This is a genomic window from Pseudomonas sp. NPDC008258 (assembly GCF_042956345.1).
In the GTDB taxonomy this organism is placed as follows: Bacteria; Pseudomonadota; Gammaproteobacteria; order Pseudomonadales; family Pseudomonadaceae; genus Aquipseudomonas.
The window spans coordinates 1-15,645 of record NZ_JBIBGE010000052.1 but is presented as its reverse complement, the minus strand read 5'-3'; the positions used below and the strand labels follow the sequence as shown (position 1 = coordinate 15,645).

The following is a 15,645-nucleotide window of genomic DNA, read 5'->3' as shown; positions in this document are numbered from 1 at the left end:
CTGTTTTGTCTGCAGCCGGTGTTTGCAAGCCCTACGCGGGACTGCCCCCGGATCGTGTCCAACGTCGAACGGCTGGCCTGTTTCGATCAGGCGGCGGGCACCCCGGCGTACACGGCAAAACGGCAGTGGTCTGCACCGGAGCAGCAGGCACCCAGTGTGTTGCGCGTAATGGCAAATGAGGCTGCACGGGCAGCGGATGACCTGTCGTTTCGCATGGGGGGGCGGGGCCCTGAGGGTGCAGGTGCACCAGAGCTTGTAATTTCGGCGCCCGCCATCGCTTCAGGCGATGAACGCAGTTACCTGGCGATCAGTTGCATCCAGGCCATTTCCCGGCTGCAACTGATTGCCCGTCGGCCGATCGAGGCGGGTTGGGTCAAGGTAAGGCTGATCGGGGAGGGTTGGTCTACCCGCGACACGCCCTGGCAGGTGATGGAGAACGGACAGGTGCTCGATGCCGGGCGGGGCCTGCCGGCAATCGAGCAGATCAGGAAGCTGATAGGTGCCCAGCGCATCAAGGTTGTCAGTGACCACGTCGAGTTCAACGGGCTAACATTCGATGCTCAAGGCCTGGACCCCTTGATCAGCCAGGCGCGAAGCACATGTCGGTGGTAGCGCAGCAACCAGGCAGCGAGATCACCCGGTTGCTCGCGCCCATTGATCCGGGGGTGCCGGCTGGCCTGTTCGATATCGAGGACGAAACCTACCAGGCCATCGACCAGGAGATGGTCAAGCTGGGCGGGTTGCAGGAAGCCTCGATCGACTGGGTCTACATCGAAGAGGCTTCCCGTCAGTACCTGAGCCAGCAATGCAAGCACTTGCGAATCGTTGCGCACCTGAGTGCCGCGTGGTTGCGCAGTGGCTGCTGGGAGCGCTGGGGATGCACCTTGGCGCTGCTGGCCGGCATGATAGAGCGCTACTGGGAACCCGCTCACCCAAAACCTGGGCCCAAAGGTTTTTTGGGCAAGCGCAAGCTGGTGGGCCTGGTGATCAACCGCCTTGCAGACGCGCTGCCACGTCTTGATCGGTTCACTTACACCCCGACCCATGCCGCTGCAGCGCAGGCCGCGTTGAGCCACCTGCAACAACAGGAGGTGGCACACCTGGAGGTGGCTGTTCTCGATGAACTGGGCAGCCAGCTACGTAAACACACCGAACTTGCCAGCGGGGTCGGTGAGGCTGACGAGCCCGAAGCACCGACGGCGAACGTCAAGCCTGCGCCACTCGCCGATGTCATCGCCACGCCCATACCGCGCGTGTCGTTGGGCAATGAGCGTGAGACACGGCGGGCCGTGCTCGCCATGGCCGAGCTGGTCAACCAGCAGGACCCTTACGACCCTACTGGCTATCAACTTCGGCGTTTTGGTTTGTGGGCGCACATCCAGGTGGCTCCGCAAGCCAGGCATGGCAACCGCACTGAATTGATGGCAGTCCCGCTGGATATCACGCGGGTCTACGAAGAAGCCATTGCCAGTACGGCGATTGACCCCGCGTTGCTTCAGCGCATTGAAAAGAGCGTGACCGCCTGCCCCTACTGGATTCGTGGCAGCTTTCTGGCTGCGAGCGTCGCCGCGCGGCTGGCGATGAACGAGGTGGCCGAAGCCATCCGTAGCGCAACCGCCCGCTTTGTGCAGCGCATGCCTGCACTGCAGCAGCTGTGCTTCAGTGACGGCATGGTGTTTGTCGACGACCAATGCCTGGCCTGGCTCAAGGGCTCGCAAGGGCCTGTTGGCCAAGGCGCAAGCACCCAGGAGTTCGGCGGCTTGCGCGAGGAGCTGGTCAGCCAGCTTGAGAGTGGCGGCGTGGAGCCCGTGTTGTTAAGGCTGCAAGCACTGCAAGCAGACTTTCGCGCCCCGCGCGAGCGCTGCCATACCACCGTGATCGCAGCTGATTTGCTGGCCGCCCGCGGCGTGTCCTGGCTGGCCCAGGACTTGTGCGCCAGCGTTGCCCGAACCATGCAGCAAACCGCCGCCAGCGCGTGGGAGCCGGAGGTATTCCAGCGGCTTCAGCACTATGCAGCAGCACCAACGCTGGCAGACCCACACAAGGACCAGGAACCTCGATGAATCAAATAAGCACGCAATTGAAACAATGGGGCTTGCCGTGGTTAACACGCATTGGCCGGGCCCTGCCGCTGCTGCTCGGCTTGGCCGCGGTGCTGATGCTGGTTGCCATCTGGTTGCTTGGCCCGCAATGGACGTGGCATGAGCATCAGCCACTGGCAACGGTGGCGCACCGCAGTGTTGCAAGCCTGGTGTTGGTGCTGGTGCCGGTTTTATGCTGGCTGGTGGTACTGCGCACACGTTTTCGCCGCTTGCAAACGGAGCGTCGGCAGGTACTGGCAGCCGAACAGGATCGTACACTTCCATTGGTACAGGCGCAGGAGCAGGCGCTGACCCAGGCACTCGACCGCTACCTTGATAATGCGGGCGGGCGGCGTGCGTTGTACCGGCTGCCCTGGTATTTGGTACTGGGAGACGAGCAGGCGGGCAAAACCAGTTTCATCGACCGCACCGATCAGCGTTTTACCCTGACGCGCATCGAGCAGGTCCAGGCCCGGGGCCGGCAGGCTGAAGCATTGGCCTACCCGGTGGGTTGGTGGGTTTGCGACGATGCCGTGATCATCGACCCGCCTGGTGTCTTCATCAGCCAGAAACCACCTGCGGGCTCGGCGGCCAACGACCCCTCCGAGCATGAACGCGCCGCACCGCCTGGTGCGCAAGCCAGGTTGTGGGGGCATTTGTTGGGCTGGCTGCTGCGCAACCGAAGCCGGCGGGCGCTCAATGGTCTGTTGCTGGTTGTCGACCTCCCGGCGCTGCTGCATGGCACGCCTGAACAGCGCGTTGCACTGGCCCATGGGTTGCGCACACGCCTGTACGAAGTAAGCAGTCAGCTGGGTTCGCGCTTGCCGCTTTATGTGGTGTTGACCAAGTTCGACCTGCTGGACGGCTTCGACCAGCTTTACGGCAAGCTGTCGGTGGCCAAGCGTGAAAACCTGCTGGGGTTTACCTTCAAGCTGGATGCCGTGGACACATTCGACGCCTGGCTGGATGAGTACGACGCGCACTACGGCCGGTTTCTCGCCACATTGGAAGAGCAGGTTATCGAACGGCTGGATGTGCTGCTTACGGCAGCACCTTGCGGGCGCCTGTTTTCGCTGTATGCACAGTTGGTCGGGTTACGCCCCATCTTGCTGGCATTTCTGCGTGAAACCTTGGCAAGTGACCGTTTCACCACGCCAGCGTTGGTACGCGGCGTGTATTGGTCGTCAGTGCTGCAGCAAGGCGAGATGCGCAATGCATTTGTCCGCGAAGCGGCACAGCCCTACAAGACGAAACTGCCCTTGCGTGAAGGCAAGGTGCAAGGCAAGGCGATGGTTTACTTCATCCAGCAGGCCCTGAGGCGGGTTGTCTACAAGGAAGCCGGCCTGGCGGGCGACAACGTTCGGGTGGCGCGCAGCAAGCGCCAACTGTTGTGGGTTGGTTCGGGCGTAGGCCTCCTGGCCTTCAGTGTCGCCATTGCCAGCTGGCAACGCTACTTCGAGGTCAACGGCACGAAGGCGGCCAGTGTACTCGCCAGAAGCCAGGAGTACAGCCGCCACGAAGTGGATCAGCGGCTCGATCCGACCGGGCGCAACCTGCTTGTACCATTGGACCAGATCCGCGATGCGGTGGCGGTTTTTGGCGACTATCGTGCGGCATGGCCGGGTGTTGCCGATTTCGGCCTGTATCAAGGCCGCAACATTGGTCCGCAGGTTGATGAGGCTTACCTGAACTTGCTGTCCCGGCGTTTTCTGCCGGCCTTGGCCAGCGGCGTGATCGATGCCATGACCGCAGCACCCACTGGTAGTGAGCAACAAATGGCCGCGCTCAGGGTTTACCGGATGCTCGAAGACCGCCATAGCCGTCGACCTGAGTGGATCGAGGACTGGATGGCCCGTTATTGGCAGCGTGCCTTTCCTGGCCAGGGGCAGCTGCAGCGTAACCTGATGCAGCACTTGAAGTACGCCTTGGCCTATGCCGATACCGACTTGCCGCAGTACCGCCAGCGGGTCGGAGCAGTGCAGCAGGCATTGCGCACACTGCCTTTGCCACAGCGGGTCTACGCAGGGTTGAAACAACAGGCCCACGAGCAGTTGCATGCCGGCATGGACCTGCGTCACCAGGTGGGGCCGGCATTCGATATCGTGTACCAGTCGTCCCCCGATGCCAGGCAAGGGGAGGAAGACTTGGTGTTGCCCACCGTGCTGACCGCCAAAGGTTTCAGGGAGTACTTCGAGCCGCGCAGCCAGCGGTTTGCCGAAATGGCGATGGTCGATCAGTGGGCATTGGGGGAGCGCAGGCAACTCGATTATTCAGACGTTGACCGGAATGCGCTGACCGAACAGCTGCATGACATTTACAGCGCCGATTACATCGATAGCTGGCGTCGTGCCTTGAACGCCTTCACGGTGGCTGACTTCCGTGACCTGGACCACGGTGTCACGGTCCTGGAACAACTGACCGGGCCTGCAGCCCCCTTGCAACGGCTGCTGGTGACAATCAGGGACAACACCCTGCTTGCTTTACCGGCAGGTGTTGAAGCACTGCGTGATGCAAATGCGCAGCGGCCAGCAACAGACAAGCCCGATCAACTGCAAGCGTTAGCCATTCAGCGAGCATTTGCAGGCCTGGGTGGCATGCTGCAGGCGGCAGGTGAAAAGCCCAGCTATTACGATGAAACACTGGGTGCGATAGCGGCTGTGCTGGGTTATACCAAGGCCATTCAGGACAGCCCGGACCGTGGCAAGGCCGCATTGCAGGCTGTGCATCAGCGCTTTTCGATGACCGGGCAGGACCCGATCAGCACCCTGCAACGTGTTGCCGCAGGGTTGCCGGAGCCACTTGACCAGCATGTCAGAAAGCTCGCCGACCAGACTGCCCAAGTGCTGAACGTTGAAGCACTGCGTGAACTGGAGCGGCGCTGGGACACTGAGGTGTATAGCTTCTTCCAGCAGCGCCTGGCAGGCCGTTACCCCTTTGTAGTGAGGGCCCCTGATGCTTCACTGGACGACTTCGAGGCGTTTTTTGGGCCGAAAGGGCGACTGCAGCAATTCAATGATCAATACCTCGAGGTCTTCCTCAAGGAAAACCTCGAGGCTTTGCAGTCTGGTCAGCACGGGCAATCCTTGATACGCGCCGATGTGATCGAGCAACTCGAGCTGGCGGACCGCATCCGCGAGACCTTCTTCGATCAACGCGGCAAGCTGACTGTGCAGTTCAGCATCGAGCCGCTGGGGCTCAGTGCGAACCAGCGTACCAGCCTGCTGGACCTGGATGGGCAGTTGATTTCCTACACTCATGGGCCCAGTCAAATCACCGGAATTGTCTGGCCCAATACATTGGGGCCGCAGGTGCGCAGCAACCTGACTTTACTCAGGCAGAACGGTAATAGCAGCAGCCTGGAATACCGCGGCCCCTGGTCGATGTTCCGCCTGCTCAGCCGAGGCGCGCTCAATGGGCGAACCGCTACCAGCGTGGACCTCAGCTTCAGGACTGGAGATGGTGTGATGCGTTATCGGCTGAATGCTGAAAAGGCCTTTAACCCTATTACCCAGCAACCCTTCAAGGGTTTCCGCTTGCCGCGAGGGTTGTTGCAACAGTCGCCCACGGTGGCGCAGGTGGAGCAACCGTATTAGCAATCGTTGGGTTTTGCGCGGCTGATCCGCTCAATGCCTTACCGGCGAGATACCCAAATGTCATCCCTGGCCCAAGCGTAATACCACCGCTCGGATAGTACCCACCCATCACGCTGTGCATGTCGTTACCCACCGCAAACAGCCCGGGTATCGGCTGCCCCGCGTGGTCCAGCACACGGGCCGAGGCGTCGGTGCCCAGGCCGGCGAAGGTGCCAAGGCTGCCCGGCAGCAGTTTCACCGCGTAAAACGGCCCCTTCAGCAATGGCCGAAGCGACGGGTTGGGCGCCTGCTGCGGTTCGCCCTGGGCGCGGTTGTAGGCTGACGCGCCACGCTGGAAGGCCGGGTCTTCACCCAGGGCCGCATGCTGGTTGAAGCCTGCCACCGTACGCTGCAACTGCTCGACGTCTATGCCGCAACGTTGCGCCAGTTGTGCCAGGGTGGCGCCGCTGTGCAGGTAGCCCCGACGCTGGTAATAGCGGGTGGGGAAGGGGAACGGCTTGGCCCAGCCGATGCCGTAGCGCCGTTGCGCGGCGTGGTCGCAGATCAGCCAGGCTTCAGGTGCCTGGCCTTGCGGTGTGGCGGCGAACAGTGCGTTCATGAAGTCATGGTAGCAATCGGCTTCGTTGACGAAGCGTTGGCCATTGCGGCGTACAGCGATGAAGCCCGGTTTGGCACGGTCGATCAGGTGCGGGAAATGGCCGAAGCTGCCATCACCACGGGGTACCCGTGATACCGGTGCCCAGGCACCGGGCTGCGCCAGCGCAGTGCTGACCACACCACCGGCCTGTTCACCCAGGCGCAGGCCGTCACCGCTGTTCTCCTTGGGCGCAGCAGAGTAATGCTGGTTGCCATCAGGCGCATGCGGCATCAATTGCGCGATGCGATGGCGGTCATGTGGGAAGCCACCACAGGCCAGCACCACGCCACGGCGTGCATGGATCACCTGGCCATCGGCAAACAGCGCGCCGCTGACCCGGCCTTCACCCAACAGGCGGCAGGCCGGTTTGTCGGTCAGCAGTGTCACGCCCAGGTCCAGCGCACTGCGTAGCAGGCGTGCCACCAGTGCATTGCCATTGACCAGTTGCAACCCCCGGCGGTGCAGCAGCAGGTCGCGGCCGTGACGCAGCAGGCGCTTGCCAACGTGCAGCGCCGCCTTGGCCGAGCGGGTGGCATTGAAGAAGGCCGCCATGTCGGGGCCGCCGGCAATGCCCATGCCGGCCAGGCTGACAATGTCCAGCGGCGGCCGCAGCTTGTGCAGCCAAGGCCCGAGCAGGCGCCCGTCGTACGGCAGGGCGCACAGCGAACGGCCGCCACAAGCGCTGCCGTCGCCGTCGCGCATGTCGGGCATGCGGCTGCCAGACTGGAACTGCACGGCAGTGTGCTGCTGGAAGAACGCCACCATCTCCGGGCCATGGCGCAGGAATGCATGTTGGCGCGGGCCCAGCTCACTGGCGTGGGTTTGCGCCCGCAGGTAACGCTCCGGGGCATCGTCGGTTTCGAGGATGCCTTCGGCAATGGCCAACGGGTTGCGCGGTATCCACAACCAGCCCCCCGACCAGGCGCTGGTGCCGCCCAGCTGGCTGGCTTTTTCCGCGACGATCACGTGCAGGCCGTTATGCGCGGCGGTTACGGCGGCAGCCAGGCCAGAGGCACCGGAGCCGATGACGAGTACGTCACATTCGAGGGGTTGCATCAAAAGGGTTCCGCTCAGGCGTTGGTAGAAGGTGGCGCAATCTTTACTTCAGGGGCGAGAAACCGGTAGGCCGCATCAACCGCGATTGCAGGCGCACAACGGCTCCCAACTCGCGATTACGCTGCGAGAACGCTGCCCAGCGTGGGTCTGCTGCCATGGCGGCGCGCCGTGCCATGCGGTCGTCGAGGCTGGCGTAGCCCCAGATGTGCACCACCTGGTTGACGTCACCGAATTCACTGGTGAAAAAGCCCACCAGGTTACCCAGGTGTTCGCGTTGCACTTCCAGCGCGTGGCTTTGGTACAAGGCCAGCCAGTCGGCCATTTTCAGCGGGTCGAGGGTGTAGGTTCTCAGTTCGTAGTACATGCTGGGGTCTCCGTGTGGGTAGTTGGCGCCTTAAGGCGCGTGGTGATGTGGTTGGCCGCAAGCCAGCCGAAGGTGAGGGCAGGGCCCAGGGTGATGCCAGGGCCGGGGTAGGTGCCTTTCATCAGTGAGTTCATGTCGTTGCCGACCGCATACAGCCCGGTAATGGGCTGGCCGTCGCGGTTCAGCACGTTTGCATCGGCGTTGGTCACCAGGCCGCGGGCCGAGCCGAGGTCGCCGGTGTGTAGGCGGATGGCGTAGTACGGCCCGGTTGCCAGTGGCGCCAGGCAGGGATTGGGCGTGTGTTGCGGGTCGCCCATGTAGCGGTTGTAGCTGTTGCCGCCCTTGCCGTATGCGCGGTCGATGCCGTTGCGGGCACCGGCGTTGTACTGCTCCAGGGTTTGCCCGAACACCTGTGGGTCGACGCCGATGGCTTGGGCCAGGGCCTGCGGCGTTGCGGCCTGGTGCAAGTAGCCGGCGTCGATCAGTGCCTGGTTATTCACCGGCTTGGGCCGTGCCAGGCCCAGGCCGTAGCGGTTCATGGCCTCGGCATCGCAGACCAGCCAGCAACTGGACAGGCCTTTGGCGAGCATGGTCTGCACAAAGTGGTGGTAAGAGTCGGACTCGTTGACGAAGCGTTGCCCGGCCGGGTCCACCGCAATCACGCCTGGCTTGGCACGGTCGGTGACCAGGTGCGGGAAGCGCTCGCGCTCACCACCGGCATGGCGCAGTTGCGAAACCGGCGCCCAGAAGAAATTGGCCGCCAACCCTTCGCCCTGGGCGGCAGCCACGGCTTGGCCAAGGCGCAGGGCTGCGCCGTCGTTGCTGGCGGGCGACATGGTCAAGTGCGTAGCGGCCGCGTTGGGGCGGTAGCTTGCGGCAAGGGCTCCGGCTGCGAAACCGCCCATGGCACACACCACCCCACCACGGGCCAGCACCTGTTCGCGACGGCCTTCGCGCTGCACTACCACGCCCTTGACCACACCCCGTTCAACGATCAGCTCCAGCGCTTCACTGCGCAACCACAGCTGTGTGTCGTGGGCGAAGGCGCTGGTAGCCAGTCGGGCGATCAGTGCGTTGCCGGTAGTTAGCCGGGTGCCACGTGGGTGTTGCAGGCGGTCGCGGGCGTAACGTGCCATCAGCTTCAGGCAGTGCCACAGCGATCGGGGCGAGCGGCGGATGCTGAGAAAATGCTGGATATCCACGCGGTTGACCATCATGCCGCCGAACAGCAGCATGCCGGGCGGTGGCATTTGCAGGTCCTTGAAGCGTTGCCCGAGGTGCTTGCCGTCGTACTCGACCATTTCCAGTGCTCGGCCGAACTGCGTGGCACCAGGTGCATCCGGGTAATAGTCCGGTGAGTGCGGGCGCAGGGCGTAGCGCAGCTCGGTATGCTGCTCCAGCCAGCGCAGCGCCTGCGGGCCGTGCTCGATGAAGGCATCGACCAGTGCGGGCTCGTAGCCTTCGCCGATCACATGCCTGAGGTAGGTGCGCATGGCCTCAGGCGAGTCCTTGGCCCCGGCAGCCCGGGCCTGATCGGTGCCGTACAGCCAAACCGCACCGCCGGAAATCGCCGATGTGCCACCGAAACGGTCGGCCTTTTCCACCACCAGCACCTTCAGCCCCCGGCACGCCGCCGTGGCCGCCGTGGCAAAACCTGCGGCACCACTGCCCAGCACAACCACGTCAAAAGCGTGTCGTGTATGTTCGATCGCGGCCATGGCTTCAGATCTCCAGCGGCGTAACGCCCATGAACGCACCGAGGTGGCCGAGTTGGGCAAAGGCCATTTCCGGGCCGGTCTGGATCGCGCAGCCAACCTGTCGAGCCCGGTTCAACAGCGGGGTGATCTCGGGCGAGGTGACCACGTCGGCGACCAGGGTGTCGGGCTGCAAGGTCGCCAGCAGCGCGGCAGACAGTGGCAGCTCTTGGCTTGCTCCCATGCCCACCGGTGAAGCGTTGGCCACCAGGTCGAAATCTTCCAGCCCACTGAACTGCGTGTTGATGGCAAGTGCGGGGAAGGCATTGCCCAGCAGTTCGCATACAGCACCCAAGCGCGCCGCACTGGGGTCATGCAGGGTGATGCTGGCAATGCCGGCCTCGCCCAGTGCATGGCTGATGGCACTGCCGACACCGCCGCAACCGATCACCAAGGCCCGTTTGCCAGCAGGCGCGAAGCCATGTTTGCGTGCAGCGCCAAGAAAGCCGGCACCATCCACGTTGTCGCCCAGCAGGCGCCCACCGGGCTCGCGGCGAATCACATTGACCGAACCCAGGGCGGCCGCACGGTCGCTCAGGCTGTCCACGCGGCTGGCCATGGCCTGTTTGTAAGGTACGGTAACCACGCAGCCGCGCAGGTTCTGCCAACCGCGCAAGCTGTCGGCAAAGCTGTCCAGCGCTGCTTCATGCAGGTCGATCGGCAGCATGGCAACGTTGCAATGGTTGTTGGCGAACCAGGTGTTGAAATTCTCGGGAGACTTAACCTGGGAAATCGGCGAACCGACGATGGCGACCAGTTCAGTGGAACCACGAATCATGCTGACCTCCTTATTGGCGTTGTTGTGGGGGCAAGCGTGATGCAGGGGTGGGAAAGCAACAATGCGCTGCGAGGGCTTATAGTGCGATAATCGCAATCATGAGCCGGTAATCGCAGTAATCGGCTGATTTTCCTGACCGCTAACGAGTCGAACTGATGAACATGCCCGTCATCCACCCCCGTGACCTGATCGCCGGCTTGCAAAAAGGCTTGGCGCTGATGCAGTTGTTCACTGCCGAGCGGCCGCGCCTGAGCGTGCCCCAGGCAGCCAGGTTGTCTGGCCTTACGCCAAGCGCCGCACGGCGGTTTCTGCTAACCCTGGTGCACGAGGGCTTTGCCGAGACCGACAGCCGCGACTACTGGCTGACGCCCAAGGCATTGCGCATCGGCCAGGCCTATGTGGATTCTGCGCAGTTACCCCGCATGCTGCGGCCCATCGTGGAGCAGGTGGCGCGGCAGATACAGGAACACGTGTCGGTGGGGACTCGCGATGGTGACGAGATCATCCATTTGGTGCGCAGTCGCTACAGCCATGTGGCTTCGTTGTCGATCAGGCCCGGTTCACGGGTGCCGATGTACTGCACGGCCAGTGGGCGTCTCTGGTTGGCCTGGCTGGATGAAGGGCAGCGGGATGAGTACTTTGCACGCAACCCGCTGCAGGCGTTGACGCCTTACACGCAGGTAGACCGCCTGCAACTGGAGGCGGAGTTACTGCGGGTGAAGGAGCAGGGGTACTGCATTGTCGATCAGGAGTATGAAGTGGGTATGCGTGTGCTTGGCGTGCCACTGATGGACCGGGCCGGGCAGTTGAAAGCGACGTTGACCATCACTACCCATGCTTCGCGGTTGAGCGTGGATGAAATACGCTTGCGGTATTTGCCCACGCTGTATGAAGCGCAGGCATTGCTTCGGCCAGTAATGGATTGAGGCGGCATGGCGGCGGGGAATTACGTTGCCCTTTTCGCGGGTAAACCCGCTCCCACAAGATTGTGCATGCGTCTCAGGCCTGGCGATGACCCTGTGGAGGATTCTATGGTTTCTCGCAATGACATCAGGGTTGCCAGGTGCTCGTCACGGCATCTTCAGCGCCTGTGAGATCGAGCGCCGCCCGCGCGGCGCATCGCGAGCAAGCTCGCTCCTACATTTGTTTCGGGCCAGTAACGCCTGTGCCATGCGCGCGCGACCGCCTTGTTCGTTCGACGCGATATCGAGCCATGCGCCAAAGCGTTCGCGCGCAAATCCCACAGGAATGATTGGCCCGAAACAAATGTAGGAGCGAGCTTGCTCGCGATGCGCCGCGCGGGCGGCGCTCGGTCTCACAGGCGCTGCATATCTTGTGGCCAACACCTGTCAGCCCTGATGCGATTTCGGTGGGAGCGGGTTTACCCGCGAAGCTGGCAATGGTTGCTTTCGCCTATTCCACCGCCTCGGCCACGCCCTGGTCCTCACCCAGAAACCCACCACTTTGGTGCTGCCACAGCCGGGCATAGGTACCATTCTTCGCCAGCAGTTCGACGTGTGTACCTTGCTCGATGATGCGCCCTTCATCCATCACGATCAGCCGGTCCATGGCCGCGATGGTCGACAGCCGATGGGCGATGGCAATAACCGTCTTGCCTTGCATCATCTCGTCCAGGCTTTCCTGAATGGCCACTTCCACTTCCGAGTCCAGCGCACTGGTGGCTTCGTCCAGCAACAGAATCGGCGCGTTCTTCAGCATTACCCGGGCAATGGCGATGCGCTGGCGCTGGCCACCGGACAACTTGATACCGCGCTCACCCACCAAGGTATCGTAGCCACTGCGGCCCTGGTGGTCGCTGAGCTGGCTGATGAAACCGTCGGCTTGGGCATTGGCCGCAGCAGCGCGGATCTGCGCCTCGGTGGCGTCCGGGCGGCCATAGGCGATGTTGTCGCGAATCGAACGGTGCAGCAGCGAAGTGTCCTGGGTGACCATGCCAATAGCACTGCGCAGGCTATCCTGGGTGACCTTGGCGACGTTCTGCCCGTCAATGCGGATGACACCGCTGTCCACGTCGTAGAAGCGCAGCAGCAGGTTGATCAACGTGGATTTGCCTGCGCCCGAGCGGCCGACCAGCCCGACCTTTTCGCCTGGGCGAATGTGCAGGCTCAGGTCGTTCAGCACCTGGCGCTCGCCGTTGTAGTTGAAGCTGACCTTGTCGAACGTTACCGCGCCGCCCTGCGTAACCAGTTCGCCTGCATCGGGGGCGTCCTGCACCTTGGGGCCGCGGGTGAGGGTGGCCATACCGTCCTGCACGGTGCCGATGTTTTCGAACAGCGAGGTCATCTGCCACATGATCCAGTGCGACATGCCGTTGATGCGCAGGGCCATCGCGGTGATTGCCGCCACTGCCCCGGTGCCGACCTGGCCCTGGTGCCACAGCCACAGCGCGTAGCCACCTGCGCCAAAAATCAGGCCCACCACCAACGCCTGGTTGACGATCTCGAACTGGCTGACCAGGCGCATCTGGCGAAAGCCGGTCTGCTTGAAGTCTTCCATGGCTGCGCGGGCGAAGTGCGCTTCACGCCTGGAGTGCGAGAACAGCTTGACCGTGGTGATGTTGGTGTAGGCATCCGACACTCGCCCGGTCATCGACGACCGTGCATTGGCCTGCTCCTGGCCGACCTTGCCCAGGCGTGGCACAAAATACAGCATGGCCAGCCCGAACAGCACCAGCCAGGCAATGAACGGCAGCATCAGCTTCAGGGCAAAACCACCGGCCAGGGCGATGATCGCAATGAAGTACACACCGATACCGGGCAGTATTTCGATGACGGTAAACAGCACTTCGCGTACCGCCAGGGCCGTTTGCATCACCTTGGTGGTGACCCGGCCTGAAAACTCGTCAGAGAAGAACGACAGGCTCTGGCGTAGCATCAGCCGGTGAAAATCCCAACGCAGCCGCAGCGGCAGGTTGATCGCCAACACCTGGTGCTGAACCATGGTGCGCAGCGCCACCAGCCCGATGCTGACCAGCAGCACGATACCGATGCCCCACAAGACATGGCGCTCCTCGGCGCCGATGGCACCGCCTGCCTGCCAACGTGAGAGCAGGTCGACCACCTGGCCAAGGAAGGCAAACAGCCAGGCTTCGTAAACCGACACCGCTGCACTGAGCAGTGCAAGGGCCAGGATGTAGCCGCGGGCGCCCCGGGTGCAGGCCCACATGAAGCGCAACAGGCCCACCGGTGGCGGCGGCACTTCATCAGGGGGGAACGGGTCGAGCCAGCGTTCAAAAACACGAAACATGTTGGTCTCCGAAAATCAGGTTTTGCTTACCGGGTAACCATACCGCACATCCGGGCATTTGCTTGTAGGAACACGCTTGTGTTGCAGCGTTTATCCCGGCGTGCAAACCGATACGGGCGCCTGACAGGTTGATTGCAGGGTGTCGTGTTCAGGCAATAAATGACATGTTCTGGACAAGCATTAACAACGCAAGTTTCAAACTTTCCAGGCGGCGACATGCTGATGTTGTCGATGCGACAAATTGGCTCATTTGTTTGATAAAAATTTTAATGCCGGGTAGGTCGGTGTTGACGTACGAGAACCTTCCGGCAGCGCCGTGCAAATGCCGAATCGCGCCACTGAAAACGACTTTTTATTTTATTTTTCAGCGCCGTCCTAGTGCACGGTACTTGACACTGAAGAGGGTCTTGATTCTTTCGCTACCTGCCCGGTGTCTGGACACCGCCGGTAGCGTTGACCCTGGCTGAAAGCCTCATCTATGCTGTGTCTACACATAGTAGACAATTTATTTGTCAGAGCGTCCCGGGGCTGCGGACTGTGTCGCCATGCGCGCGTCTGCCTGTAGCCGGGTGCCAACTATGAAGTTCGAGTTGAACGTCTTCAGGTTCCAACAATAATTAAGACCACAAGGGGCACTCGCTGTGACAAGCAGTACTGTTTCAATCGAAGATGTACCATTAAACCGTTTCCACCAGTTGATGACCCTGCGCGCCGGCGGTGGCTGGATTCTTGACGGTTATATCCTGAGTATCATCGGCGTGGTGATCGTGCAGTTTTCCGATTACCTCAAGCTGGATTCGTTCTGGCAGGGGCTGGTTGCCGCTTCGGCCATGCTGGGAACGTTCTGCAGTGGCTTCCTGGGTGGCTGGCTGACCGACAAGGTCGGGCGCCGTCGTCTGTTCTTCATCGGCCCCATCCTGTTCATCGTGGGTTCGGTCGGCACCTTCTGGGTAGAGTCGGGCTTTGCACTGTTTGTGCTGCGCTTCCTGGTAGGCGTCGGCGTGGGCCTTGAGTACCCGGTTGCGGGGTCATTGCTTACCGAGTTCCTGCCGCAGAAGCACCGTGGCCGTCGCCTGGCCGGGCTGACCATTCTCTGGTTTGCGGGGGCGGCGTTGTCCTACATCGTGGGCAACTTCATCCTGGCCCGCGGGGGTGATGATGCCTGGCGCTGGGTGTTGGCAAGCGCCGGTGTACTGGGTGTTCTGCTGTTCATCATCCGCCTGAAGACACCTGAATCGCCACGCTGGCTGATGAGCAAGGGCCGCTTCGATGAGGCCGAGCGCATCATCAAACAGGTGTACGGGCCGTCGTTCTCCCTGGCCAACATGCCTGAGCAGGCCGCGGAGCAGAAGGTGTCGCTAGGCGCGTTGCTGCGCTCGGGTTATGGCAAGCGCATGCTGTTTGTCGCGGTGTTCTGGAGCGCCGCGGTGGTGCCGATGTTTGCGGTGTACTCGTTTGCACCGGTGGTGTTGCAGGCACTCAACCTCAAAGGTGACTGGGCTTCCTACGGGTCGGTATTGATTACCTTGCTGTTCGTGGTCGGCTGCATTGTCGCCACACGCATGATCGACACCCTTGGCCGGCGCCCGCTGATCATCCACAGCTTCCTGTGGTCCACCCTGGCACTGTTGGGGCTGGGCGTATTCTCCAACGGCTCGGAAGTGCTGGTGCTGGTGCTGTTCGGTGCCTATGCGCTGTTCATCGGCGGGGCGCAAGTGCTGGAACTGGTGTACCCCAACGAACTGTTCCCTACCGAAATTCGTGCATTTGCGGTGGGCATGGGTTCGTCCATGTCGCGTATCGGCTCTGCCGCCGGTACCTGGCTGGTGCCCATTTCGCTGCAGAGCATTGGCATCGGCAACACCATGCTGGTCGCTGCACTGGTCTCGCTTGCCGGGTTGGTCGTGTCGGTATGGCTGGCACCTGAAACGCGCGGCATGAGCTTGGAGGCCGCGTCTTCGCTGCAACGTTGATCTAACTCGACGAGCCCCCGCAGGCCTGCCTGCGGGGGCTTTTTTTCGGTTCTTCACGGAATCCCGGGAAAGACAGAAACAAGAACGCCGGTTTGATGGATGATGTTCGTGCGAGCAAACACATCAACAAACCGGCGTTCTT

The 15,645-nt window shown here is 62.1% G+C and carries 10 protein-coding genes; 5 read left to right on the top strand and 5 right to left on the bottom strand.

Annotation, left to right across the window (positions count from 1 at the left end):
* Positions 1 to 54: 54 nt before the first annotated feature.
* Genes vasI through tssM form a run of 3 tightly spaced genes read left to right on the top strand, consistent with a single transcriptional unit; the run spans position 55 to position 5,674 of the window.
* A complete protein-coding gene (gene vasI, locus ACFY9W_RS27385) occupies positions 55 to 612 on the top strand; it encodes a type VI secretion system-associated protein VasI (RefSeq protein WP_391137470.1) in 558 nt (185 codons plus the stop codon).
* A complete protein-coding gene (gene tssA / locus ACFY9W_RS27380; RefSeq protein ID WP_391137468.1) occupies positions 600 to 2,063 on the top strand; it encodes a type VI secretion system protein TssA in 1,464 nt (487 codons plus the stop codon). The genes vasI and tssA overlap by 13 nt, the downstream gene beginning before the upstream one ends.
* A complete protein-coding gene (gene tssM / locus ACFY9W_RS27375; RefSeq protein WP_391137465.1) occupies positions 2,060 to 5,674 on the top strand; it encodes a type VI secretion system membrane subunit TssM in 3,615 nt (1,204 codons plus the stop codon). The genes tssA and tssM overlap by 4 nt, the downstream gene beginning before the upstream one ends.
* Here tssM and ACFY9W_RS27370 read toward each other — a convergent pair.
* Genes ACFY9W_RS27370 through ACFY9W_RS27355 form a run of 4 tightly spaced genes read right to left on the bottom strand, consistent with a single transcriptional unit; the run spans position 5,601 to position 10,263 of the window.
* Entirely contained in the window at positions 5,601 to 7,367 is a 1,767-nt protein-coding gene (locus ACFY9W_RS27370) for an FAD-dependent oxidoreductase (protein ID WP_391137462.1), read from the bottom strand. The genes tssM and ACFY9W_RS27370 overlap by 74 nt on opposite strands.
* A 43-nt stretch (positions 7,368 to 7,410) precedes the next feature.
* On the bottom strand, positions 7,411 to 7,731 hold the full coding sequence (locus tag ACFY9W_RS27365) for an NIPSNAP family protein (RefSeq protein WP_391137459.1): 321 nt from the start codon (positions 7,729 to 7,731) through the stop codon (positions 7,411 to 7,413).
* Complete coding sequence (locus ACFY9W_RS27360; RefSeq protein ID WP_391137456.1) at positions 7,716 to 9,449, bottom strand: FAD-dependent oxidoreductase; 1,734 nt, start codon at positions 9,447 to 9,449, stop codon at positions 7,716 to 7,718. Before ACFY9W_RS27360 ends, ACFY9W_RS27365 begins: the two co-directional genes overlap by 16 nt.
* Before the next feature lie 4 nt (positions 9,450 to 9,453).
* Entirely contained in the window at positions 9,454 to 10,263 is an 810-nt protein-coding gene (locus ACFY9W_RS27355; protein WP_391137453.1) for a shikimate dehydrogenase family protein, read from the bottom strand.
* A gap of 155 nt (positions 10,264 to 10,418) precedes the next feature.
* On the opposite strand from ACFY9W_RS27355, the gene ACFY9W_RS27350 reads away from it, so the two are divergent.
* Positions 10,419 to 11,189: an IclR family transcriptional regulator C-terminal domain-containing protein gene (locus ACFY9W_RS27350; protein ID WP_391137450.1), complete on the top strand. Its 771-nt coding sequence runs from the start codon at positions 10,419 to 10,421 to the stop codon at positions 11,187 to 11,189.
* 487 nt (positions 11,190 to 11,676) lie between these two features.
* Here the strand turns inward: ACFY9W_RS27350 and ACFY9W_RS27345 are convergent, their stop codons facing one another.
* A complete protein-coding gene (locus ACFY9W_RS27345) occupies positions 11,677 to 13,530 on the bottom strand; it encodes an ATP-binding cassette domain-containing protein (RefSeq protein ID WP_391137447.1) in 1,854 nt (617 codons plus the stop codon).
* 641 nt (positions 13,531 to 14,171) lie between these two features.
* Between ACFY9W_RS27345 and ACFY9W_RS27340 the strand changes: the two genes are divergently transcribed.
* Positions 14,172 to 15,503: an MFS transporter gene (locus tag ACFY9W_RS27340; protein WP_391137444.1), complete on the top strand. Its 1,332-nt coding sequence runs from the start codon at positions 14,172 to 14,174 to the stop codon at positions 15,501 to 15,503.
* Positions 15,504 to 15,645 lie beyond the last annotated feature (142 nt).